25 protein-coding genes and 1 riboswitch are annotated in these 23,068 nt (G+C 35.4%); of the genes, 23 read left to right on the top strand and 2 right to left on the bottom strand.

Features of this window, described 5'->3' with window-relative positions; all coding sequences use genetic code 11:
* The first annotated feature begins 35 nt into the window (after positions 1-35).
* The 15 genes from AC57AW_RS22750 (at position 36) to AC57AW_RS22820 (ending at position 12,769) form a co-directional block, all read left to right on the top strand.
* The gene (locus AC57AW_RS22750; RefSeq protein WP_496353700.1) at positions 36-575 is read left to right on the top strand and encodes a dihydrofolate reductase family protein; all 540 of its coding nucleotides are present in this window, start codon (positions 36-38) and stop codon (positions 573-575) included.
* 11 nt (positions 576-586) lie between these two features.
* Entirely contained in the window at positions 587-961 is a 375-nt protein-coding gene (locus tag AC57AW_RS22755) for a VOC family protein (protein ID WP_318846457.1), read from the top strand.
* A 19-nt stretch (positions 962-980) separates the two neighbouring features.
* Positions 981-1,754, top strand: coding sequence for a hypothetical protein (locus AC57AW_RS22760; RefSeq protein ID WP_496353701.1), 774 nt, complete (start codon positions 981-983; stop codon positions 1,752-1,754).
* A 2-nt stretch (positions 1,755-1,756) separates the two neighbouring features.
* On the top strand, positions 1,757-2,281 hold the full coding sequence (locus tag AC57AW_RS22765) for a hypothetical protein (protein WP_496353702.1): 525 nt from the start codon (positions 1,757-1,759) through the stop codon (positions 2,279-2,281).
* Positions 2,282-2,293: 12 nt separating this feature from the next.
* Positions 2,294-2,782: a hypothetical protein gene (locus AC57AW_RS22770; RefSeq protein WP_496353703.1), complete on the top strand. Its 489-nt coding sequence runs from the start codon at positions 2,294-2,296 to the stop codon at positions 2,780-2,782.
* Complete coding sequence (locus AC57AW_RS22775; RefSeq protein WP_496353704.1) at positions 2,775-3,575, top strand: hypothetical protein; 801 nt, start codon at positions 2,775-2,777, stop codon at positions 3,573-3,575. Before AC57AW_RS22770 ends, AC57AW_RS22775 begins: the two co-directional genes overlap by 8 nt.
* Before the next feature lie 153 nt (positions 3,576-3,728).
* Positions 3,729-5,339, top strand: a complete 1,611-nt coding sequence (locus AC57AW_RS22780; protein WP_496353705.1) for a serine hydrolase — start codon at positions 3,729-3,731, stop codon at positions 5,337-5,339.
* A 132-nt stretch (positions 5,340-5,471) separates the two neighbouring features.
* On the top strand, positions 5,472-5,855 hold the full coding sequence (locus AC57AW_RS22785) for a 5-carboxymethyl-2-hydroxymuconate Delta-isomerase (protein WP_496353706.1): 384 nt from the start codon (positions 5,472-5,474) through the stop codon (positions 5,853-5,855).
* A gap of 32 nt (positions 5,856-5,887) precedes the next feature.
* Complete coding sequence (locus tag AC57AW_RS22790) at positions 5,888-6,391, top strand: DinB family protein (protein WP_047386154.1); 504 nt, start codon at positions 5,888-5,890, stop codon at positions 6,389-6,391.
* Between the two features lie 47 nt (positions 6,392-6,438).
* On the top strand, positions 6,439-7,212 hold the full coding sequence (locus tag AC57AW_RS22795; protein WP_496353707.1) for a hypothetical protein: 774 nt from the start codon (positions 6,439-6,441) through the stop codon (positions 7,210-7,212).
* A 71-nt stretch (positions 7,213-7,283) separates the two neighbouring features.
* The gene (locus tag AC57AW_RS22800) at positions 7,284-8,294 is read left to right on the top strand and encodes a DUF2268 domain-containing putative Zn-dependent protease (protein WP_496353708.1); all 1,011 of its coding nucleotides are present in this window, start codon (positions 7,284-7,286) and stop codon (positions 8,292-8,294) included.
* A 688-nt stretch (positions 8,295-8,982) separates the two neighbouring features.
* Complete coding sequence (locus AC57AW_RS22805) at positions 8,983-10,227, top strand: hypothetical protein (protein WP_496353709.1); 1,245 nt, start codon at positions 8,983-8,985, stop codon at positions 10,225-10,227.
* Between the two features lie 36 nt (positions 10,228-10,263).
* Positions 10,264-10,617, top strand: a complete 354-nt coding sequence (locus tag AC57AW_RS22810) for a DUF2200 domain-containing protein (protein ID WP_496353710.1) — start codon at positions 10,264-10,266, stop codon at positions 10,615-10,617.
* A 145-nt stretch (positions 10,618-10,762) separates the two neighbouring features.
* Positions 10,763-10,888, top strand: a riboswitch (FMN riboswitch).
* A gap of 92 nt (positions 10,889-10,980) precedes the next feature.
* The gene (gene ribB / locus AC57AW_RS22815; RefSeq protein WP_318846446.1) at positions 10,981-11,628 is read left to right on the top strand and encodes a 3,4-dihydroxy-2-butanone-4-phosphate synthase; all 648 of its coding nucleotides are present in this window, start codon (positions 10,981-10,983) and stop codon (positions 11,626-11,628) included.
* A 142-nt stretch (positions 11,629-11,770) separates the two neighbouring features.
* Entirely contained in the window at positions 11,771-12,769 is a 999-nt protein-coding gene (locus tag AC57AW_RS22820; RefSeq protein WP_496353711.1) for a T9SS type A sorting domain-containing protein, read from the top strand.
* Positions 12,770-12,832: 63 nt separating this feature from the next.
* On the opposite strand, the gene AC57AW_RS22825 is transcribed toward AC57AW_RS22820, so the two are convergent.
* Entirely contained in the window at positions 12,833-14,917 is a 2,085-nt protein-coding gene (locus tag AC57AW_RS22825; protein WP_496353712.1) for a TonB-dependent receptor domain-containing protein, read from the bottom strand.
* Positions 14,918-15,083: 166 nt separating this feature from the next.
* On the opposite strand from AC57AW_RS22825, the gene AC57AW_RS22830 reads away from it, so the two are divergent.
* Positions 15,084-15,836, top strand: coding sequence for a DUF3575 domain-containing protein (locus AC57AW_RS22830; RefSeq protein ID WP_496353713.1), 753 nt, complete (start codon positions 15,084-15,086; stop codon positions 15,834-15,836).
* A 102-nt stretch (positions 15,837-15,938) separates the two neighbouring features.
* Positions 15,939-17,231: an MFS transporter gene (locus tag AC57AW_RS22835; RefSeq protein WP_496353714.1), complete on the top strand. Its 1,293-nt coding sequence runs from the start codon at positions 15,939-15,941 to the stop codon at positions 17,229-17,231.
* A 60-nt stretch (positions 17,232-17,291) separates the two neighbouring features.
* Here AC57AW_RS22835 and AC57AW_RS22840 read toward each other — a convergent pair whose 3' ends face one another.
* A complete protein-coding gene (locus tag AC57AW_RS22840) occupies positions 17,292-17,507 on the bottom strand; it encodes a hypothetical protein (RefSeq protein WP_496353715.1) in 216 nt (71 codons plus the stop codon).
* A gap of 220 nt (positions 17,508-17,727) precedes the next feature.
* Between AC57AW_RS22840 and AC57AW_RS22845 the strand changes: the two genes are divergently transcribed.
* The 6 genes from AC57AW_RS22845 to AC57AW_RS22870 all read left to right on the top strand — a co-directional run bounded on the left by AC57AW_RS22845 (position 17,728) and on the right by AC57AW_RS22870 (position 22,955).
* A complete protein-coding gene (locus AC57AW_RS22845) occupies positions 17,728-18,402 on the top strand; it encodes a DUF4919 domain-containing protein (protein ID WP_496353716.1) in 675 nt (224 codons plus the stop codon).
* 203 nt (positions 18,403-18,605) lie between these two features.
* The gene (locus AC57AW_RS22850; protein ID WP_496353717.1) at positions 18,606-19,457 is read left to right on the top strand and encodes an alpha/beta fold hydrolase; all 852 of its coding nucleotides are present in this window, start codon (positions 18,606-18,608) and stop codon (positions 19,455-19,457) included.
* Positions 19,457-19,927: an RNA polymerase sigma factor gene (locus tag AC57AW_RS22855; RefSeq protein WP_496353718.1), complete on the top strand. Its 471-nt coding sequence runs from the start codon at positions 19,457-19,459 to the stop codon at positions 19,925-19,927. The genes AC57AW_RS22850 and AC57AW_RS22855 overlap by 1 nt, the downstream gene beginning before the upstream one ends.
* Positions 19,917-20,510 carry a hypothetical protein gene (locus AC57AW_RS22860; protein ID WP_318846438.1) on the top strand — a complete coding sequence of 198 codons (594 nt, stop codon included), beginning with the start codon at positions 19,917-19,919 and terminating at the stop codon, positions 20,508-20,510. The genes AC57AW_RS22855 and AC57AW_RS22860 overlap by 11 nt, the downstream gene beginning before the upstream one ends.
* Entirely contained in the window at positions 20,507-21,121 is a 615-nt protein-coding gene (locus AC57AW_RS22865) for a class I SAM-dependent methyltransferase (protein WP_496353719.1), read from the top strand. The genes AC57AW_RS22860 and AC57AW_RS22865 overlap by 4 nt, the downstream gene beginning before the upstream one ends.
* A 58-nt stretch (positions 21,122-21,179) precedes the next feature.
* A complete protein-coding gene (locus AC57AW_RS22870; RefSeq protein ID WP_496353720.1) occupies positions 21,180-22,955 on the top strand; it encodes a M43 family zinc metalloprotease in 1,776 nt (591 codons plus the stop codon).
* Positions 22,956-23,068 lie beyond the last annotated feature (113 nt).

Here is a 23,068-nt window from a genome sequence, read left to right on the forward strand (position 1 = left end):
AGAATGTTAAATCCCTAATCACATATTTTTAAAAAATGAAAAAAGTAATATTAGACCTGGCCACAACTTTAGACGGCTTTATTGAAGGTCCCAATGGAGAAATAGATTGGTGTATCATGGATGATGATATGGATTTTGATGGATTTCTGGCAGGGATAGATACTATTTTTTACGGAAGAGTAAGCTATGACGCATGGGGAAATTATCAGCCGGAAGAAAATGCAGGACCGGAAGAACAAAAACTCTGGGAAGCCGTTCATTCAAAAAATAAATTTGTGTTTTCCAGTCAAAACAGAGAAGATGAAAATGCCATTTTTATCAGTTCTGATATTGTGGAAAAAGTTTCTGAAATAAAAAATCAAGGGGGAAAAGATATCTGGCTGTATGGTGGAGCAAGTCTTATCAAAACATTTATTCAGCTTAATCTTATTGATACCTACAGAATATCTGTTCATCCGATTGCTTTAGGAAAAGGGAAACCGCTTTTTGAAGATTTAAAGGAAAGATTAAATTTAAAACTGATCAAAACAAATGTTTTTAAATCTGGTGTGGTACAACTTATTTATGAAGCTTAAACTAAAACGATATGAATGTTCAGCTCAGTACCATTATTCTGTACGTACAAAATGTACAGCTGCTCAGGGACTTTTATGTGGATCATTTTAATCTTAAAGTGATTGAAGAAGATCCAATCTGGGTTTTGCTTGATGCCGGAGGTGCTCATATCGGATTACATAAAATCGGAGATCAGTATCTTGAAAAAATCGAAGCGGGATATCTCTTCGATAACAATACCAAAATTGTTTTTGAAATTGACATAGATATAGAATCTGCAAGAAATAAACTGGTCTCAAAAAACATTCAGATGAGGGAAGTCAAAACTTTCGACGACTATCCTTTCTGGCTCTGTGACGGAACCGATCCTGAAGGAAATGTCTTTCAGCTAAAGAGCAAAAAATAAAAACTAATTCTACAAAACCATGAAAAAAACAATAGGAATTTTATTCTTCATCCTTTTATCTCATATTGTATCCGGACAAAATATAAACGCTATAGAAAAACAACTGGAACTTTCTTTCCAGAAAATCGGTTACTGGTATGCAGACCAAAACCACAACAGAGATGCTGCAGATTCACTTATGGCAGCTAATAATGAATTTGAAAAGCTATTGCTGAAGCACACATCCAATCCGCAGACCTTGAAATATGATTTTAAATCACTCAGAAAAAACGGTTTACAGGTTTCTTCATCAGAGGATGGAAAATTCAGGATCTATTCATGGGATACGTGGAACGGCGGAACGATGCATTTTTTCAAAAATATTTTTCAGTATGAAGCAGATAACAAAGTATATTCTGAAATAATTGGTGATAACAGTGAAATGAATCCCCAAACATTTTATTATAAAATCAATGATATTATCTCTGAGAATAAAAAATATTATCTCGCTCAAAATATGGCAACCTATAGTTCTGCCCTTACGTCCCACAGCATAAAAGTTTTTTCTATTGATAATGGAAAACTCAACAGTGATGCCAGGCTTATTAAAACCAAAACCGGCATCAGAAACCAATTGGGATATGAAATAGATCTTGCAGCAAAATCTAATTGGAATAATGAGGTTGAAAATTATGATATTGAATATGATGCTAAAAAGAAAATCATCAGCATTCCGTTAATCCTTGATGATTATAAAGTTACAGATAAAAAAATACGCTATCAGTTCACTGGGAAGTACTTTGAGAAAATATAAAAATGAAAAAAATAATTGCTGTCAGTAGTCTTGTCTTCATTCTGACTCTTTATAACTATCCTATTTTTGACGACAAAAAAATTACATTTGCTGTTATTTTTCTATGTTTTGTTGTTATTATATTTTCGGCAGCAAAACTTTATTTTCCCAGTGATAAAGAGGATTATGATTCGGTTCAAAAAGAAATGAACAGACTGCATGAGGATGATGGTATTTTTCAATATACAGACGAAGGGTTTTATTTTAGACAAAAAAACTCAACAGAATGGATACAATGGGATGAAATTATTTCAATATATTCTTTCCGTATTCCATCCCCATTCAGTGAAAGAAAACAATCCGGACTGGAAATCATTACCCATAAAAAAAGCTATGAATTTGATGATGAAGTAACCCCGGGAATCGTGAAATTAGAAGATCAGCTTTCCCTGAATCTTCCAAACTGGGATCTGGATTCTCCAGCCGTAAGAATTAATAATTTTGGATTGGAGAAGGCAAAGTTGTATGAAAGTAAAGACTCACGATAAAAATTCTCCAGTATGCCAGCAATTATTACTATAAAAAACAAAACCAATTGGCTAGTTACCTTTATCACGAGTGTTGGCTTACTCATTTTGTTTTGTATAATTCTTATCATCGTTTCTATTGGGCTTCTTCAAGCAAGTTTTCTCCCTTTTACACTTCCTTTTGGAGCTTTATTTATTTTCGTCCTGTATATCTGGTTGTGGAATAATTTCGGAAAAACAGTTCTTACCATTGATCCCGAAACTGTGAAAGTAGAGTATAAAAACAAACTATTCACAAATCCTAAAACCTATCTGAAAAAAGATATAGATCATGTTGAAACAAAAGATTTTGCGATAGAAACATCAAAATACAGAGTGCGGTACAATTTTTCACTAGGTCAATCTACTTACTCTGTCGTTTTCACAACAAAAGATCAGGAAATTAGAATCATAGACTGGATCAAACAAGAAAAAGCCGATGAAATCGTAGATTTGATTAATAAAACACAACACAATGTATAATCCGTCAAGAAGAAATAAAAATATCGGAACTAAACATCAAGGTTATGGTCAGGATAATAAACTGACTATTGCTTCACCTTATGGTAATTTGAAATCTTTTTATGAAAAACTTACTGATTACCAAAAAGAAACCCGAATCATCAACAACCATGAATTTATATTTTTAGTTGAAAAAAACCGTGAAAATTCAATTCATCCTTGTTCGGTAAATGATATTCAAAGAATTATAGAGCAAATTCCAACTGAAGATTATGGAGAATTGAAGTTTATTATTCTACGGCAGCCTAAACGAAAAGAAGAAATTCTTTCACCCGTTTGGGGAAGATTAATCTACAGCTATGATTTCGAGGATGAATATTATCCCGCTATCATCCTGGATGCAATCGACACAAAAAAGCAATTATTATGGTCTAAAAAGCAAACGATTGAAGATCAGCAGGAATTCGAAAGATTAAAAGCAGATGGACATATTTTTACCGAAACAAAAAGAAATTTTATTGCAGAACTCATACCTGAAACAGCTAGAAACACCCAACTTTACAGAACCCTACCTCATGAGTTCGGGCATTACGTCCACTATCTAGACATTGTTGAGAGACCTGGGTACAATAATAACGACGACGATATAGATTATGATGCCCAGAAGAAAAGAATGGATTTTTATTTTCGGCTTTCAAAAAGTGAAAAAGAAAAATTTGCTCATACCTACGCTGATAAATTTAAAAATAAACTCATTGGTGAACAAAAAATACCCTTTGAGCCAACAGATGTAGGAATTATTGAAAATAATTGAGAAAAAAATCTTGAATACGGATTCAATATAATTGTTATTCCATCCAAAAAAAAATCATAGAGAGAAAACTAATCATCTTCAACTCTGCACAAATATTTTTAAAATCCCATGTAATATTATCACACCTAAAAGTGTCTTATTTAAAAAAATTAAATGAAATCTATTTTAACGTGTATTGTTTTATTACTTGCAACCCATCCTCTTTTTTCTCAGAAACCTGAAAAGCTTGAGCAATTATTCTCAACGTATGAAAAAGCCGGCTTGTTCAGCGGTTCTGTCCTGATTGCTGAAAAAGGAAAGATTATTTTTGAAAAAAGTTATGGCTACAGAAATGCACCTCAAAAAATAAAAAACACCAATAACAGCCTTTACCGGGTTTTCTCTACCACAAAAATGTTCACTGCAACCGTTCTTTTTCAGCTGGAAGAACAGGGAAAATTATCCTTGAACGACAAGCTTTCTAAATATTACCCTGACTTTCCGAAGGGAGACAGCATCACTTTAGCCAATCTGCTTTCTCATACATCAGGAATTCCTAATGATACAAACTCTGAGTATACTGTAGATGAGGAAACATTTTTTAAATATATTTCCGCAAAACCTTTAACCTTTTCTCCTGGTAAAGATTGGGATTACTCCAATTCCGGATATTATATTCTCGGTTATATCATTAAAAAAGTGACAGATCAGAATTATGATAAAGTGATAGGAAACAACATACTAAAACCTCTGAAAATGAGTCACAGTGGATTCAACTTCAATAACGTTACAGATGAAAATAAAGCATTGGGGTATGAATTTTTATCAGAGAATAGGTCTAACGAAGCATTACGTTTCAAAACCGACCATCCTTTTGGGGCAGGAGCCATGTATTCTACCGTGGAAGATCTCTTTAAGTTCAATGAAGCGCTAAAGAATTATACCATCCTGAAAAAAGAAACGATAGACAAAGCTTTTACACCTTATCTTAAAGATCATTACGGACTAGGTTTTCAGATCTCATCTGTTTTTGACAAAAAAAGAGTGGGTCATGACGGCGGCGGGCCCGGTTACAGAAGTAGATATTACAGAATTCTGGAAGACGATATTTGTGTCATTGTCATTTCAAATTCACAGCTTTCACACACAGATTTTATTTTTCCTCTGGTAGAAAAAATTCTGTACAATAAACCTTATACCATTCCAACCATTGCAAAAGTAAGTGCTGAGGATTTAAAAAAACTGGAAGGTGTTTATTCTACTGAAAACTCAAATTTTTATATAAACAGTGCCGATGGAAAACTGATCTTCAAAGAAGGCAGTTATCCCAGAAACGCTTTATTACCAATAAGCAAAACATCGTTTCAACTGGACGAAAAATTTTCCTGTACATTTAAACCGGATCAAAACGGTAAAATAGATACTCTTGTCATTCATTTTTGGGATGGAACCGTGAAAACAGCTAAAAAAAACACACAAAACCTTACCTGGGGAATTATAGGAAATGCAACTCCTAGCGGCTGGGATGGAAAAGATATCCCGTTACAGACAAATCTTAAAAATCCGAATATTTATTTTCTGAAAAATTATAAACTGATTAAGGGTGATCTTAAATTCAGGTTTAATAGCGACTGGGGATACAGCCTTGGACTGAACAACGATAATAAAAGTGTTGCCTTTGATGCTTATGCTTTTCCAATCAACGAAGAAGGGGTTTATGATATTGTTCTCGATATGACCAATACTGTAAAACCACAATTCAGTATCAAAAAATCAGTTCAATAAAACCGGTATTTACATAGTAAAAAATACATATTTTTCAACCGCCCTGTTTTCATGGCGGTTTTTATTTTGAATATTCATTGATATTTTTTATTATTTTTATCTCACACAAAATCAAACCACAAAATATAATTTATGCCTCATTTTATTATAGATTGTTCACAGGATATTCTTCAGATGAGAACGCCCGAAGAATTAATGGATGCCGTTTATGAAACAGCTAACGCAACAGGTCTGTTTGCACCCAATGATATCAAAGTGAGGCTTCACCCCTATCAATATTACAGATTAGGAACAGATAAGAGAAATTTCCTGCATGTCTTCGGATATATTATGGAAGGCCGTACTACGGAACAAAAAGCCCATCTTTCCAGACAGATCAGCATCCGGCTATCTGAACTACTAACCGATATTTCTTTCCTTTCTGTAAATATCAACGATTTTGAAGCGGCAACCTACAGCAACAAAGCACTTATTAATCCTGAAAACACAGATAAAAACCGACATTTCGGATTATAATTTTCTTTTTACACCAACTAAATACTAATATTATGAGCTTAAAAGCATTAGTCAACAAAAGCGTACAGTACAACAATTGGGTAGTCAACAAATATATTGACTGGTTATCCACAAAATCTGACGAGCAGCTTAATCAGGAAACAATTTCAAGTTTTCCGACTATCCTAAAAACTTTACACCATATCTGGCAGACTCAGGAATATTGGTGGAGTCACATTTCTGAAAAAAATGATTTTGATTTTACTAAAACCACAGAAACCACAGACAAAGAAGATGTTTTCAATGCCATAAAAAACAATTCGCAAAAACTGGTAGATTATGTGGAAAGTCTCTCTGAAGATGATCTTTCAAAGAATGTAAAGATAGAATCTCAATGGTTTCAGTGTGATTTTTCCAAATATGAATATATTCAGCACGCCATTCTTCACGGGACTTATCACAGAGGGCAAATCGTAACGATGGGAAGAAATATAGGAATAACAGATGCTCCTATGACAGATTTTAACTTCTGGAATATTTATAAGGATAAGCAATAGAATCAATAGTTTGTTTCTATTACTAAAAACTGAAGATTGACAACATAATGATAACCACTAAAACCATAGAACTCGACTTATTTCAGGAAAACATCAAATATCTTTCAACGGATGACCTTGGTAATTACATTGCTGTGACTTCTAAGAACAGAATTGTAACCTCTGGCATAGAAACTCCATTAGATTTAGGGGTTGATATCGTAATGGCTAAAATCATAGACGAAGAAAAAATCCTTGTCGTTATTCATCGTCCAACCTCCATCGAAAATGCTTTAATCATTGACTATTCGGGAAATTGCAAAGTAAAATTTAACATAGGAACTTCTATCAATGACATAAAAATAAATGGTAAAAAAATCATGGTGTCCTATTTTGATGAAGGTATATTAAGCGGTGACCAACCGGATAATGATGCCCTGGTCATATTTAATCTTAAAGGAAAGCAGGTTTTCGGTTTCAATTCAAGTACTTTACACAACAAGCTTATTGACTGTTACTGTATTGCCAATCTGGGAATTGGAAAGATTATTTTTAACGGTTATGGAAATTTTTCAATGCAGGAACTGGATCTGAACACGTTAAATGTGGTCAGTCATAGAACCCCTTCTGTATGTTTAGGTGCACAATCTGTATCCACTAGGGGTGGCGATATTATATTTCACTCTACCTATGGATATAAATCAGGTTTTTTTGTCTGGAATCCGGAATCTGGAAAACTCTATCAAATAGATTCCGAATTCAAAAACCTTAGATCTTCAGAGAATGGATTTTTTTATAAGGTCAGCAACAAATCATTTATGCTCATTAATCCACTGGAATAATACATAACATGGATTCAACGTATTATTATCTATTTCAGAAAATTCAAATTGTTCATAACACCTAATATCTTATGATGAAAAAAATCATTCCATTTTTATTTCTATTTATTGTGCTGGCTTGCTCTACAAGAGCTGTTTCCGATCATACTTTTGATTATCAAAAATTAGGTCAGATTTCGGACAGTGTTAAGGTTGAAAATATCGTAATCAATAATCTATTCAAGCATCAAATGCTGGCGCATCAGAATAACAGATATGATTCTGCCCGGATTGTTAAAAATGTTTATCTTCCTCATAAAAAACTTTGGGATAGCTGCTATGGAGTCATATTTGGAGATGAAAATGGCCGCTTATTCAACAACCCAGCAGGAATGATTGCATGGAATAAAACCTTATATAAAGAAAATAAAAAACAGTTTGAGGAAAAAACCAATATCCTTTTAGAGATCAATCTTGAAAAAACATTTAAGAAAACACTTACCAAATTCAGAACATTGGTTCCTTATCAGCCTAAAGCCAGAATAAGTTTATTATTCACCCCGCTCACAGGAATTTCTTTCGGAGGCTGTAATACCGAACAGTTTGCTCTGGAACTAAACAATAAAAGTGTGGATATACAGTACACCTTAGAAAAAGGTCTGCCTCACGAACTGAATCATATGGTGTATGAAAATTTCAGAAAAACAGATAAAAATTGGGCATCTGCCCTGAATCAAACTATTGATGAAGGATTCGCATGCTACTTTACGTATGTGTTTTTTGATCGAAAGATACCTCAATGGGAAGCTGTAGAAAATATGACGCAAGATAACTGGCAATGGTATATCAGCCATGAAAAAGAAATTTTCACCAAGCTGAAACCTTATTTCTTTGATACCTCAGGCAACAATCCGTTATTAAGAAATGACCAGCTGAAAATATTTCCGAAAGCTCCAAAATCTATGAATTACTGGCTGGGTTTTAGAATCATCGAAAAATATGTGGAAAAAAACGGACCCGATTCCTGGAAAGACGTGTACCATCTGACAGCAAAAGACCTTCTGGAAAAAAGTGGTTACGAAAAATATGTAGAAAATTTATAGTTATCCACAATATTATAATCAGGTACTTTAAAAATAGACAATAATCAGCTGATTTAATGAAACTTAATTTCAAAATAGATTTCTGCTAACATTTAAAAAAATATGTTGATAACTTTATTTCAATCAATTCTCTTCTGTGGATAACGTATGGATAACTTTTGAACAATGAGAAAAAATCCTCATAAAGAAATAGTATTCAATTATTTAAAATAAATATCAGTTTTTGTAGAAATTCTACCCTATAAAATCATGTGGATAAGTATTTGTGGATAACTTATCCACATTTTTTTTAACTAAATAGCTTCATTTAGCAACATTCTACTTCTACAAGATAAACACATATTCATCATTATTTATTAGCTCTTTTGTAAAGACATAAAAAAAGACCACTTAAATAAAACCCTGAATATAAGAACAATACAATCAATCTAAGTTTTAAACTCAACATCCCAATTCATATATAAAAAAGACATGGAAAATCTGATGCAGATTAAAATACCTCCATATTCTCATCTTCAAATGAGAAGCACGAAAAAAGTTATCCACAAATGAAAAATAAATTAAGCAGCCCTTATTATCATACGAATAAGGGGTTTTATCATATTCCGATTATGAGATTTTTTGTAAGTTAGTTGTGAAAGAGTACCAATACTATTTCTACAAACACTGATAATAAAAATATAGTCTCATGTACAATATGACAATCCAAAAAGAATGGTTCTCAGAAGGAGAACGTTATGCAAAAGAAATCAATGAAATGGTTGAGTTTGGTGAAAAAAACGGCTGGGAAAACTGGAAAGGTGAAGAACCTGAAGATAAAAGAGCCAATATAGCCCGCGAAGTTTTTGAACTGCTTACAATCGCCAACAAAAACGGAGATACAGAAAATTTCAGAGAACATTTCCCGCCCGCTCACGCTCCTATCATTCCTTTAATGGAAAATAAAGCTCAGAATATTGAGCATATGCACTTTATTTCTGATGAGAAAATTGTTTTCATGACAGGCACTTCATATGAAAAAAGACAGGCTTATCTTCTTGATGGAGATATTGTCACGCAACTTGATGAAAACATCCGTGCCATTGGAAAATCCAAACGGGAGAATATTTTCGCCATTGCAGATTCTCATAAAATATCTTTATACAAAGGTTGGAACGGAGACCTCATCAATGAATTTGAACTCGATGAAAACCCAGATTTTGGGATTACAGATTTATACCCTTTCAATGATGGAAGTAAAGTTGTGATTGTTTCCTCAGAAGGAATTTTTCTGGTTTCAAATACTGAAAAGAAACTCATCCATCCCATCAATGAAGACAATGAAGAAGACTGGAGTTCCCAGATTGACATGGAAAATGCAGCATTATCCAACGACAATTCTTATATCGTAGTTGGAGATCAAGGGTATGATCACAGAATATTGGATCATGAGGGTAATACTGTAGGATCTATAGGACCTCAATCATCTTATCCACATTTTTGTCTTTTTGCAAAAGATGACAGCCAGCTGATTACCAACTCCTGTCATTTTTATAACGGAATTACCATCGGAATCAATGCAGATCAATATGTAGGAGCTGATATTGAAGCCTATACAGAAAGTGAAGACTTTACATTCATTGATGAAGAAATGAGAGTCTATGAAGGGGTTGCCATAAAAGACTATTATATCCTGGGAGATGCTTACGGCTACATCAAAGCTTTTGATAAGAACGGAAATCAGCTTTGGAGATACTTCCTGGGTTCTACCATTACAGGAATAGCCCTTTCTGATGATGAAGAAACCCTTTGGGTAGCTGCACACTCTGGCATTTTGCACAAACTAAAATTAGAAAAAGGGCACAGAGATACACACACCATCGGAAACGGGAAACATTATGAAGAGTTCAGGCTGCTGATCTGGAAAGATGAACCTCAGATCTGGAAGTGGTAATGAAACCTTCAGCCATTAATTACTAACAATAAACTCATGCAGAATACCAAAATTTTCACAACCGCTTTTGCCAGTGTTTATCCACATTATATTCAAAAAGCAGAAAAAAAGGGGCGTACAAAATCAGAAGTTCATGAAATCATCTGCTGGCTGACAGGTTATGACGAAAAGGGCCTGCAGGAACAGATTGATAAAAGAAATGATTTTATTACTTTTTTTGATCAGGCTCCTCGGATGAATCCTAATGCTTCATTGATCAAAGGGGTAATTTGTGGATATCGCGTGGAAGAAATTGAAGATGAACTCATGCAAAATATCCGTTATATGGACAAACTCATTGATGAGCTGGCGAAAGGAAAGAAGATGGAGAAAATTTTGAGAACAGTCTAAAAAATAAATATCTCTTTTACAGTCTTATAAATTTGACAAAATTCTTCTCCATTTCAAAAAACTTCCCGAAATTAGCGGTCTGTGCGTTAAATACTATTCAATGAAATAAAAATTTAAATTACAACATACAACAAAACTTAGTATAAGTTTTCTTCGGGGCAGGGTGAAATTCCCTACCGGCGGTTACAGTCCGCGACTCCTTTCTTTTGAAGGGACTGATCTGGTGAAATTCCGGAACCGACAGTTAAAGTCTGGATGGGAGAAGAAAATGAGATAACCAATAAGATTCCTTATGGACTCTTGTTGCGTTGTATTTCATTTCCATGTACCGAAGACTATTTTAACTTTTAAAAGTAAAATAACATGGAAAAATTATTAGTACAATTTGGAGCTACCTCCAAAGAACGTGTAGAAAAAGCACTTCAAACATTACAACAGGGAAAAGGTATTCTTTTAGTAGATGATGAAAACCGCGAAAACGAGGGTGATATCATCTTTCCCGCTTCCACAATTACAGAACAGGATATGGCACTTCTGATCCGCGAATGCAGCGGTATCGTCTGCTTATGTATTTCTGAGGAAAAAAGCCGCCACCTCAACCTTCGTCCGATGGTGGAAAACAATAATTCAAAAAATCAAACCGCATTCACTATTTCCATTGAAGCCAGAGAAGGTGTGGAATCAGGTGTTTCCGCAAGAGACCGTGTAACAACGATCAGAACTGCTGTGGCTGCAGGCGCTCAGGCAGAGCATATTGCAAGCCCAGGACACGTATTTCCACTCATCGCCAGGAAAGATGGGGTATTTGAAAGACGTGGTCATACTGAAGGCAGTGTAGATCTTGTAAAAATGGCCAATCTGGGTGATGATGCCGTACTTTGTGAACTGACGAATGAAGACGGTTCTATGGCAAGACTTCCGGAAATTGTAGACTTTGCCATCAAAAAAGGGATGAGCGTCGTGACCATTGAAGACATTTATGCTTACCGTAAAATGGTGATAAGCAACTAGACTTAAACTTTTTAACGCACAGAGCCGCCTGTTGATATGATCAGCAGGCGTTTTTGTTAAAAACTTAATGAAAAACAAATAAAATTAACATTTGAATACTATTTTTTAATTATTTTTAACAAAAAAATTAAAAATCTTGACTATGAAAAAATCTGTACTCCTTTTATTGGGAACATCTGCCATGCTTTCTGCGCAGATCACGCTTACAAAAGCAGCCAATGACCCTATTTCTGGAAACGTTATCAATTACAATCATGTAACCGGGGTCGTAAACAACTCCGCGACAGGAGCTAATGCTACATTTTCAAATGGAGGTCTTACCATGGGAGTTTCGTCACTAACTACTTATTCTACTCCTACTTCTGCTGAAATAACAACATTTCCAGGTTCCACCATTAAAATGATAGACGGAGCAACAACCATTTACTATAAAGCTTCTACTACTAAACTTGAAATTACAGGAATTGTAAACCCACAGCTTACTTTAAATTTCAGTGTAGATAACGGAACTTATAACAATTATCCTACCACTTACGGACCAGCGCAAAGCGACACAGCCAAAGGAACTTTCTCTTCATCTGTTGCCAACGGATTGTTCAGCGGTACAATGGCCGCCCAAGCTGATGCATACGGAACGCTGATTATAGGTAATCAAACGTACAGTAATGTTCTTAGAGTAAAATATACACAGAACCTTAATCTATATGCAGCTTTTGATGTTATTTATGCTAATCCTATTGGAACAGCTACCAATACAGCATACGCTTATTATGATGCTTCTCACAGATATGCACTGTTAAATTCTACAAACGGAAATGTTAGTGTTCCATTGTTGAGTATCAACCAAACGGTAGCAACTTCATTAGCTTTAAGCGAAACTTTCCTGTCCACCAGCAATGCTGCGAAAAAAGAGAACTTAGTGGTTTATCCTAATCCTGCGCAGGACTTTATTGGTTTCAAAGGAAATACTGATAATTATTCTAAAGCAAACATCTACAGTCTGGATGGGAAACTGGTTAAAACTTCAGATGTAAAATTAGGAAACATACAAATCTCAGACCTTCCTCCAGCTCCTTATTTCATTGAGATCAGTGGAAAAAATGCTGCAGACAAAAAGAATACAAAATTCATCAAGAAATAATAAAAGCAAAATCCCCGCTCCTACAAATGAGCGGGGATTTCTTATTAACATTCAAAATTGCTTTTAAAAAGTAGCTGCAGGAGCTGTTTCGTTATTAAGCTTTCGCTGAATTTCAGTCTTTTTCCCTTTGGAGAAATCATAGCTTAATCCCAATACAAACATAGATTTATTGTTCATAATCTGCGTATGAACTTTATAATCTACTAAACTTTCAGATAAACTTTTCGTTTTATACTCTGAAGGCATTCCTATCCAATACATTCCTGTAGAAAATGTCCAGTTTTTGTGTTTATAGCTTACAAAAATATTATTCTGGTTTTCATTTGTATTAAGGAAAGCTCCACTAAGATTATACACCGGAATATTGAACTGATACTGAAGTGAGAAAGATTTATATTCTGAGGAAAGCGAAAAGTAATTTCCTAAATAATCATTTTTGATCAAAGCCCCTGTACTTGTCCTTACCGTTTCAGAAGTGGGCGTAAGCACAGCTTTTATTACAAGCAGGCTATTTCCGAAAGGTTTATAAGATCCTGTAAGCTGTACTCCGTATCGCTGTCCGTTTTTCCCGTTTTCATATGTCAATGCATAACCGCCCAATATATCATCCTGAACATAATACTGATTGATCACTCTATTGGTATACCTGTAAAATAAACCTGCATTGAAATCAAAATATTTATTATTAAAAGAATAGGTCAGGTTATTAGAAAAGACCTGTTGAGATTCTAAAAAAGGATTTCCTCTTTGGACAATATTTGGCGCCAGCTGCACCACATTACTACTCAGAGCATTACTCCATGGGCTTACCGGGTTATAACTTGCTGTAAAACGAAGATTCTGATTGTTTTTAATCTGATAAGCCAGAATAACCTTCGGAGTAAAAGTCCATTCATCAAAAGTATTCTCTGCACTTTTGTTGTGGATATTCGTAAGACCTGCCCCAACTCGGTAACTGAATTGATCTATCTTTCCAGCAAATTCAGTGTAAAAATACTGCTCCAGATAATTAACGCTGTATTCAGAAGATCCAGCAAGGTTATTCAGATCATTGGAAATAGAAGACCTTGAAATACGATATCCGGATGAAAGTTTTCCTGCTTTGAAATCATGAGTATGAGCAAGCTCTCCTACCAGACTCGTTTGCTTTGCCTTTAAAACCATATCATTATCATATACAGAAAATCCTGAGCCTACTATCCATTCCTGGGCAGTTTCTGTAGTATTGGTCGTATAATGAGAACCTACAACATTAATGCTCAGCTCATCTTTTTCACCAATCTTTTTAGAGTAGTAAAGATCCAGCTTAGGAATCACATAATCCGAACCATTATTTTTAAACATTGCATGTTCTTCCTTCAGTTGATCTTCTGTAAAAATGCTCTGCCCTACTCCTTTTGAAAACTTGCTGAAAATATCCATATTCAATTTGGCCTGAAAAGCATAATCGTCAGGAACAAGTCTGGTATAGCGCAAGGCAACATTCTGGAAAGTATATCCGAAATGATCTTTCCTGTTTTCATCAGAACGGTAATGTTTTCCATTCAGCTGGTAATCATAGATGCTGTTTACCCTTCGGTCATCATAATCCCTAAGATTCAGGGAATATTCAAGTCCGAAATTATTTTTTCCTTTGGTATAATTGGCATAGGCAGAACTATTCACAAACCCCGTATTCAAGGCAGAAGATACATCAGCCCCGAAAACATATCCTGTTTCTGTAGACCTCGTCAGAATATTAACTACAGTATCAGCCCTCGTTGCCCATCTTGCCGGCGGAATGTCGTAATATTCCACCTTTACCACTTCACCGGGAGCTACACTCCGGATCTGCATATCTGTAGCCTCAATGCCGTTGATAAGAAACAGTACCGTTCCTCCTTTAGTGCTGGTAATTGTATTCGATACCGGATCCAGTTGTAATTCAGGAAGGGTACGAAGCAAATCCTTTGCATAGCGCGCTCTTTCCAGCGCCTCTTTATCAAAAGTATAAACTGCTTTATCCGCAAGCTGTTTTTTACGTTGTGATTTTAAAATAACTTCCTGAATCTCTTTTGTTGCTGCAACATCGGCTGTATCACTTTTCTTCTCCTGAGCAAAAGCAAAAGCCCCGCAAAGAAAGAATATGGTATAAATAGTTTTTTTCATGTCAAAAGATGAATAATACTATTAGGACAATCAATCTCCGTTGTATATTACATTGTCGATCATTAACATTAAAGATTTATCAATAATTTTTCTTTACATTTCAATTATTATGTTAAATACAGCCCGTTTTTTGCTGGTATTATTTCACATCACAAAATATAAAGTCATGAAAAAAGTATTCATATTCATTCCGTGCTTTCTTTTTTCAGTATTGGGAGCTCAGGAAATTCAAAACAGTTCGGCAGAAAAGATGAATATTGTCAAAACCAATGTTACAGCTTATGCATTCAGAAATATCAACTTATCTTATGAGCGTGCCATCAACCAATGGTTTTCAGTGAACATCGGTTTCGGAACAATGACGGAAGGAAAAGTTCCATTCATCAATGCCTTTCTAAAAGATGAGGATGAGAAAAGATTTCAGAACCTTAGGGTAAAAGCCACCAATTTCACCATAGAACCCAGGTTTTATATTGGTAAAGGTTATGGAAAAGGATTTTATTTTGCGCCTTACTATCGGTATTCAAGTGTTACTTCCAATACTTTTGATTTTTATTATGATTATAATGGTCCCAATGGAGTTACCTATCAAATTCCGCTTAAAGGTCATGGAGATACCAAAGGAAATAGCGGAGGCCTGATGGTTGGCGTACAATTCTTTCTTACCCGAAGTCAAAATCTTGTCTTGGATTTCTGGATTGCAGGCGCTCACTACGGAAGCGGAAAGGGTGATTTTATCATGACCTCAGATTATGTATTGACTCCTGATATGCAGGCTCAATTAAAAAAAGAAATAGAAAACCTGGATATTCCTTTTGTAGATTATACCGTGGAAACCAATGCCAATGGAGCTAAAATAAAAGTAGATGGCCCTTGGGCAGGTTTCAGAAGCGGGCTTTCCATTGGGTATAGATTTTAAAAACACACAGCTTATACTTGTAAATCGTTCTTTTTCAGAGCGATTTATTTTTTTCTGAAATTTGTATCTTGGATGTCAAAAACTTGTCTGAAATAATACTTTATGAATTCACCCACTATCACTACTGGTCAAAGAATCAAAGCCATCATAGGCGGATCTATAGGAAATCTTGTAGAATGGTACGACTGGTATGCTTACGCGGCTTTTGCCATTTATTTTTCCAATTCCTTTTTTCCGGATTCTGATCTGAATGCGCAGCTGATGAATACGGCAGGAATATTTGCGGTAGGCTTTCTGATGCGCCCCATTGGAGGCTGGATATTCGGAAGTATTGCCGACAAGATTGGAAGAAAAAAAGCTATGACACTTTCTGTATTACTCATGTCATTCGGATCCCTGCTGATTGCCCTTACTCCTACTTATAAAACCATTGGAATTCTGGCTCCTGCCTTATTACTGATCGCCAGATTATTGCAGGGATTGAGTGTAGGAGGTGAATACGGCGTTTCCGCGACTTACCTCAGCGAAATGGCATCGGAAGATAAAAGAGGATTTTATTCGAGCTTTCAGTATGTAACTCTGATCGGAGGTCAGCTGATTGCACTGGGAATACAACTGATCTTACAGAAACTACTTTTAACAGAGACTCAGCTTGAAGAATGGGGCTGGAGAATTCCTTTTGTTATTGGAGCACTACTTTCTGTTATCGCTTTATATTTAAGAGCCAATCTTCACGAAACAGAAGCATTTGAGAATAAAAAAGAACTTAGTGAAAAGAAAAAAGGAACGGTAACGGAACTTCTCAAGCATCCTAAAGCTTTGCTGACGGTAATCGGATTGACGTTAGGAGGAACTCTTGCGTTCTACACTTATACCACGTATATGCAAAAATTCCTGGTGAATACCGTTCATTTGACTAAAGAGCAATCTACCCTTATTTCATTTATCTCATTATTTATATTTGCCTGCCTGCAGCCTGTTTTTGGAGCATTATCAGACAAAATTGGAAGAAGACCGCTTCTTTTGGGCTTTGGGATTTTGGGAACGTTATTCACTGTACCTCTTCTCACCGCTTTAAGTACAACAACTTCAATGTGGACCGCCTTTTTCCTGATTATGGCATCCCTGATTATTGTCAGCGGATATACTTCCATCAATGCGGTTGTAAAAGCGGAACTTTTTCCTTCTGAAATCAGAGCGCTGGGTGTAGGTCTTCCCTATGCACTGACAGTTGCTATTTTCGGAGGAACTGCAGAATATGTTGCCCTATGGTTTAAGCAGGCAGGAACAGAAAGCTATTTCTACTGGTATATTACAGGATGTATTTTGTTTTCCCTGATCGTCTATACCGGAATGAAAGACACAAAAGAAACTTCCACCCTTGATAAAGATTAATACGATACACCTTTATAAAAAACATGCGCCACAGAGGATCTGTGGCGCATGTTCTATTTTTTAATGATAGGCTTGTTTAAATTTTTCAATCATATTGTCCAGATTATGACGCTGAACATATATACTTTTTACCTCTTCATACCTCGGTGATTTGTAGAAAACCTCATGGAAATCCATACTACCGTTTCCTACTTTTACAACTTTCTGTACTTCGATATTCAACTTTCTCAATTCGTCTTTGAAGACTTTAAATTCATCTTGGATACTACTGCTCATTAATATTTTTTAGTTTTTTAGTTAAAAATTCCATTTACCCCTTTGAATATCAGGGGTAACCTCTCAAATTCCGAATAAAGTTAGTAAATTTATCAACACAAAATAACACTTTGACAACATTTTATTACTTTTTTTACAAACAGACAATGTAATTTTATCTTATTAATACATATTCCGTATTTTTAAGTCGTCAAAAAATCACTACAACGGTAAACAAACCATGAATATTAAAGCATTTTTCTCTTTATCCTTTTTAATACTGCTTACTTTCCTGCATGCTCAGAAAATGGAATTTAAGGCACCTGATTATTCTTTAATTCAAAAAAATATTGAGGATAAAAGCTCAGAATTGTATTATCCGAAGCTTTTAAAGAGATTAAAACAGAACGATACACTTCTTACGAGCAATCAATACCGTCATCTTTACTTCGGTTATACCTTTCAAAAAGACTATCAGCCTTATAAAATAGGAAAGAAAGCCGAAGAAGTAGCTAAATATTATCGCGGCGAAGGTATTTCACAAAAAGATCTGTCCAAAGGGATCCAACTATTTTTGGATGCTTTGGACGAAAACCCACTGGATCTGCGTGCTATGAATTATCTTGCTTATTTGTATCATTTAAATAATGATGATGCCACCGCTGAAAAAATTGCTGGAAATTTCCACGGATTATTAAACGCCATTCTTACTTCCGGTGATGGACTGAAATGTGAGACGGGGTTTCATATCATATCCGTTACTGATGAATATGTACTTTTGAACAGATTCCAAATGGAAACCAAAGCACAAAGCCACAATGGAAAATGTGACTATCAGGAATTTGAAAAAGACAAATATAAAATCCCTGGATTTTATTTTGATATCAGTAGGTTTTACGGAAGAATATTAGATTAATCTTTTCAATATTGTATTCAAAAATTCACTTAAGTTTATTATTTAACGATAAATTACTAAAATATTTTCATATAATTTTCCCCTAATGATAAGGGTTTCGGAGTAGGAAGGAATATTTTTTCTCAAAAAAAATTAAAATCTAGTGTAACATTTTTTTAAGGTTCGTCTCTAAAAGACAAATAAACCTTAAAACTTTAGAAATCATGAAAAAATTCACATTCCTTCTTATCATCATGTTATTTTTCGCGGCAGTATGTAATGTATTCGGTCAGGAAGCAGCATATCCGTTTGAAGTAAAGAAAACCGGAAAAGGAAACCAGTCTTTATTATTTATTCCTGGGTTTGCCTCTTCAGGAGATGTATGGAACGAAACAACTGCAAAATTTGAAAAAAACTTTACTTGTTATACTTTAACGATGGCTGGATTTGCCGGAACAAAACCTCAGACAGATGCCAGCTTTAAAGATTGGGAAAAAGGAATTGCAGCTTATATAAAGAATAATAAAATTGACAAACCTATTATCATCGGACACAGCATGGGAGGAGGTCTTGCTCTGGCCATTGCAGCAGACTATCCTGAGCTGGTAGGGAAAATCGTCATCGTAGACACACTGCCTTGTCTGGCTGCAATATCTGATCCTGATTTCACCTCTAAGGAAAATAATGACTGTACTTCTATCATTGAAAAATTAACAGCCATGAGTGAAGAACAGTTCCGAAAAATGCAGACACAGACTATGCCGCGTCTCCTGGCAGATACTTCTATGCAGGAAACTGTGATCAACTGGAGCATGAAATCTGACCGAAAAACATTCGCTAAAATGTATTGTGATTTTTCTAATACCGACTTGAGAGAGAAAATAAAAAATATACAGTGTCCTTCTCTTATTCTTTTGGAATCCTTTTTTGCCAATCTGAAACCAACGATCGAAGGTCAATACAAAAATTTGAAAAATGCCAATATGCAGTATGCTTCAAAAGGATTACATTTCATTATGTATGATGATAAAGATTGGTACTTTAATCAGTTGAATAACTTCTTATCTTCGAAATAATGGTTTTTGAGGAGATATACGAACTCTACTGGCAAAGGATATTCCGTCTGTGCATGGGATATGTGAATAATCCTGACCTCGCTCAGGATCTGGCCCAGGAAACATTTATCATTGTATGGCAGCAGCTTCCGAAATTCAGAAATGAATCCAGCATAGGAACATGGATTTTCAGAATAGCCTCCAATAACTGCCTCCGACAGATTGAAAAGGAAAAGAAATTTGCTAAAGCAGATTTACCTATTAATCTGGAAGAGAAAAAACAGGAATCTATGGAACCTCAGATACAAATGCTGTATCAGTTTATTTCTGAGCTGCCGGAAACGGACAGAATTATTATTTCATTGGAGCTGGAAGAGGTAAAACAGGCTGAGATAGCTCATATCGTAGGGCTTTCGGAATCTAACATACGGGTAAAGATTCACAGGATAAAGGAAAAATTAACACAAAAGTTTAAAGAAAATGGATACTAATATCAATTTCAAAAATATATGGAAGCAGCAGACTTCCAACAAACCTAATCTGGAAGAGCTTCTTGGTAAGCTGAAAAAATTCAGAAATCAAAATCTGCGTAAACTGATCGCTGCCAATATTGGATTAATCACCACTTCATTATTAATTATTTATATCTGGTATCGTTTCCAGCCTCAGATGATTACTACAAAAATCGGGATTGTGCTTGTCATTCTGGCCATGGTTATGTTCCTTTTTGCTTATAATAAAATGTTTATGGTGTTTTACAAAATTGATCAGACCCAATCCAACAATGAGTATCTCCAGAGTTTATATGTGGTAAAGAGTAAGCAGAAATTGATGCAGACGACCATACTCAACTTATATTTTATTATGCTGTCTCTTGGAATATGTTTTTATATGTATGAATACACTTCAATAATGACACTTGGTTCGGGTATTCTGGCCTATGCGGTAACATTAGGGTGGATTGCTTTCAATTGGTTTTATTTAAGACCTAAAACAATAAAGAAACAACAGGGAAAACTTGATGAATTAATTAATAAATTTGAAGAGATAAACAATCAATTAAAAGAATCATGAGTTCTTCAGACAACAAAAACCACTGGGAAAACGTATACGAAACCAAAAGTCCTGACCAGGTAAGCTGGACCCAGGAAAAACCTCAGACATCGCTTGATTTTATCAGGTCTTCCGGATTGGGAAAGGATGCCAGAATCATTGACATCGGCGGCGGAGACAGCAACCTTGTTGATTTTCTTCTTGAAGAAGGCTATGAAAATATTACAGTACTTGATATTTCTGCCAACGCTTTGGAAAAAGCACAGGAAAGACTGGGAGAGATTGCCAATAAAGTAAAATGGATCGCTACAGACATTACCGCTTTCGAACCTACCGAAACTTACGATATATGGCATGACAGAGCTGCTTTTCATTTCCTGACAACTCCGGAACAGGTTTCAAAATATATTACTATTGCAGAAAAAAATGTGAATAACTTTCTGATCCTCGGAACTTTCTCTAAAAAAGGACCTACGAAATGCAGCGGACTGGATATTCAGCAATATGACGAAGAATCATTATCCGAAAAATTTGAAGGAAGTTTTGAAAAAATAAAATGCATTACTGAAGATCATATCACTCCTTTTGAGACCGTTCAGAATTTTGTTTTCTGTAGTTTTCAAAAACGTTAATTCATTGTAAGTATTTTTTATTTATTTTTAGATTTCAAACCATTAAATAAAAAATACTATGAAAAAACTACTATTTCTGCTTATTTCAGGGGCATTCTGCTCAAATATTTATTCACAAAGTTTGGAATTCCAGGAATGCGGAACCGATGAATTGATGAAAAAACATTATGAAAGGTATCCGGAAGAGAAAGCTCAGGACGATGCTTTCAACCTGAAATTATCCAATATGATCAAAAGTGGGAAGCTTGCTTCTAAGCTCAACAATCAGGTGTATGAAATTCCTATTGTTGTACATGTTGTAGGAGACGGAAGTGCTATAGGAACCACCAATAATAAGTCTGATGCTGATATCATCGCATGGGTGAACTATACCAACGGAGTTTTCGCCGGAAGTTCCACCAGCGGAATGTCCGGAACAAGTTCTATCCTGCCTGTCAAATTTGTTTTCGCAATCAAGGATCCCAACTGTAATGCAACCAATGGCATCAACAGAATCAATGCTTCTACTCTTCCTAAATATGTAAGCGGAGGAGTCAATAATGACAATACTACCAATGCGGTGACCGCCTCTGAGATTACTGCAATGGGGATGTGGGATACCTCAAAATATTACAATATCTATGTCGTTAAAAAATTAACATCCAACTCTGGAGGATTGAATGGTTTTGCCTATTATCCGGGAGGAAGCAAGGATTATGCTTTTATGGCGACAAGTGCTTCTGCTGTCAATGCACAGACTTTAGCTCATGAGTTCGGGCATGCTCTGGGCCTCAGACATACCCACCAGGGATATAATGAAACCACAGGAGATTGCCCTACCAATAATGACTGTACTCTGGAGGGAGATCTTGTTTGTGATACAGAACCCATGAAAAGTCTTTACCACTCTTCCGTTCCTCATAGCTGCCAGACAGGACAGATAAATCCTTGTACCAGCCAGTTGTATAATGGAGGTGAAAGAAATGTGATGGCGTACACTTACTGCTTCAGAAATTTATTTACACAAGGGCAGACTGACAGAGCAACGGCGCAGCTTTTACAATATAGACAGTTATTGATCAACTCACCGGTTGCTTCTATAACTAATAACAGTGCTGTATTGACCAATGCCTGCACCCCCGCTTCAATCACAAATCCAGGAAATTACAATGTGGGAATTACTTCTGTAAAATTCGGGAGTATTAGCAATTACTCCAGCAATTTCAAACAGGCGGCTAATAATTTCTATGAAAACTTTACAGGAACTTACTGTTTTGGAATATCAAAAACTACAATTCCTCAAAATACAGCTACAACACTTACTGTAGCACCGGGAACCAACAATCCCCACATTATTAAAGCTTATATTGATTATAATAATGACGGTCAGTTTAATGAATCTACAGAACTTGTTCTTAACCAAACTGGCGTAAGCAGCGGTTCATTCGCTACAGCTCAGGTAACCCCTCCTGCCAGTGCAGTTACCAATACTCCTTTAAGAATGAGAGTGATTGGAGAGTTCAATGGCACTGCAGTAACAGCCTGTTATACTCCAAAATATGGGCAAGTGGAAGATTATTCTGTGATCATCGAAACCAAAACTTTATTAGCTCTAGAAAACACTGGATCAAAAAATTCATCTGTCATTTTTAAAGATGAAAATTCTGTATCAGTGAGAAGTAATGTAAAAATCTCTTCATTGCATATTTATGATGTTTCAGGAAGACTGCTAATGAGAAAGACAGATATTAAATCTTCAGAATTCAAATATCCGGTTGATCAGAAGAATATAGTTATCACCGTAACAGCAGTACTGGAAAACGGAAAAATAATCACTAAGAAATTAAAATTCTAAAAATTCATTTATAAAAGCAGTCTAAACTTTACAAAGCACAAGCTTGATTCTAAAAAACTTAAGTGTTTAAAACCTTTGTACCTTTTGTGGTTAAAATAATTAATGTAAAAGAT

The organism is Chryseobacterium sp. BGA-UO-ETr-SB22 (genome assembly GCF_059567885.1).

Coding starts and splice junctions, on each gene's coding strand:
- AC57AW_RS22865 (WP_496353719.1), top strand. CDS start 20,507: ATGAGTTCTTCAGACAACAAAAACCACTGGGAAAACGTATACGAAACC.
- ribB (WP_318846446.1), top strand. CDS start 10,981: ATGGAAAAATTATTAGTACAATTTGGAGCTACCTCCAAAGAACGTGTA.
- AC57AW_RS22750 (WP_496353700.1), top strand. CDS start 36: ATGAAAAAAGTAATATTAGACCTGGCCACAACTTTAGACGGCTTTATT.
- AC57AW_RS22795 (WP_496353707.1), top strand. CDS start 6,439: ATGATAACCACTAAAACCATAGAACTCGACTTATTTCAGGAAAACATC.
- AC57AW_RS22870 (WP_496353720.1), top strand. CDS start 21,180: ATGAAAAAACTACTATTTCTGCTTATTTCAGGGGCATTCTGCTCAAAT.
- AC57AW_RS22855 (WP_496353718.1), top strand. CDS start 19,457: ATGGTTTTTGAGGAGATATACGAACTCTACTGGCAAAGGATATTCCGT.
- AC57AW_RS22840 (WP_496353715.1), bottom strand. CDS start 17,507: ATGAGCAGTAGTATCCAAGATGAATTTAAAGTCTTCAAAGACGAATTG.
- AC57AW_RS22825 (WP_496353712.1), bottom strand. CDS start 14,917: ATGAAAAAAACTATTTATACCATATTCTTTCTTTGCGGGGCTTTTGCT.
- AC57AW_RS22835 (WP_496353714.1), top strand. CDS start 15,939: ATGAATTCACCCACTATCACTACTGGTCAAAGAATCAAAGCCATCATA.
- AC57AW_RS22820 (WP_496353711.1), top strand. CDS start 11,771: ATGAAAAAATCTGTACTCCTTTTATTGGGAACATCTGCCATGCTTTCT.
- AC57AW_RS22860 (WP_318846438.1), top strand. CDS start 19,917: ATGGATACTAATATCAATTTCAAAAATATATGGAAGCAGCAGACTTCC.
- AC57AW_RS22850 (WP_496353717.1), top strand. CDS start 18,606: ATGAAAAAATTCACATTCCTTCTTATCATCATGTTATTTTTCGCGGCA.
- AC57AW_RS22775 (WP_496353704.1), top strand. CDS start 2,775: ATGTATAATCCGTCAAGAAGAAATAAAAATATCGGAACTAAACATCAA.
- AC57AW_RS22760 (WP_496353701.1), top strand. CDS start 981: ATGAAAAAAACAATAGGAATTTTATTCTTCATCCTTTTATCTCATATT.
- AC57AW_RS22785 (WP_496353706.1), top strand. CDS start 5,472: ATGCCTCATTTTATTATAGATTGTTCACAGGATATTCTTCAGATGAGA.
- AC57AW_RS22755 (WP_318846457.1), top strand. CDS start 587: ATGAATGTTCAGCTCAGTACCATTATTCTGTACGTACAAAATGTACAG.
- AC57AW_RS22810 (WP_496353710.1), top strand. CDS start 10,264: ATGCAGAATACCAAAATTTTCACAACCGCTTTTGCCAGTGTTTATCCA.
- AC57AW_RS22845 (WP_496353716.1), top strand. CDS start 17,728: ATGAATATTAAAGCATTTTTCTCTTTATCCTTTTTAATACTGCTTACT.
- AC57AW_RS22765 (WP_496353702.1), top strand. CDS start 1,757: ATGAAAAAAATAATTGCTGTCAGTAGTCTTGTCTTCATTCTGACTCTT.
- AC57AW_RS22770 (WP_496353703.1), top strand. CDS start 2,294: ATGCCAGCAATTATTACTATAAAAAACAAAACCAATTGGCTAGTTACC.
- AC57AW_RS22830 (WP_496353713.1), top strand. CDS start 15,084: ATGAAAAAAGTATTCATATTCATTCCGTGCTTTCTTTTTTCAGTATTG.
- AC57AW_RS22780 (WP_496353705.1), top strand. CDS start 3,729: ATGAAATCTATTTTAACGTGTATTGTTTTATTACTTGCAACCCATCCT.
- AC57AW_RS22805 (WP_496353709.1), top strand. CDS start 8,983: ATGTACAATATGACAATCCAAAAAGAATGGTTCTCAGAAGGAGAACGT.
- AC57AW_RS22800 (WP_496353708.1), top strand. CDS start 7,284: ATGATGAAAAAAATCATTCCATTTTTATTTCTATTTATTGTGCTGGCT.
- AC57AW_RS22790 (WP_047386154.1), top strand. CDS start 5,888: ATGAGCTTAAAAGCATTAGTCAACAAAAGCGTACAGTACAACAATTGG.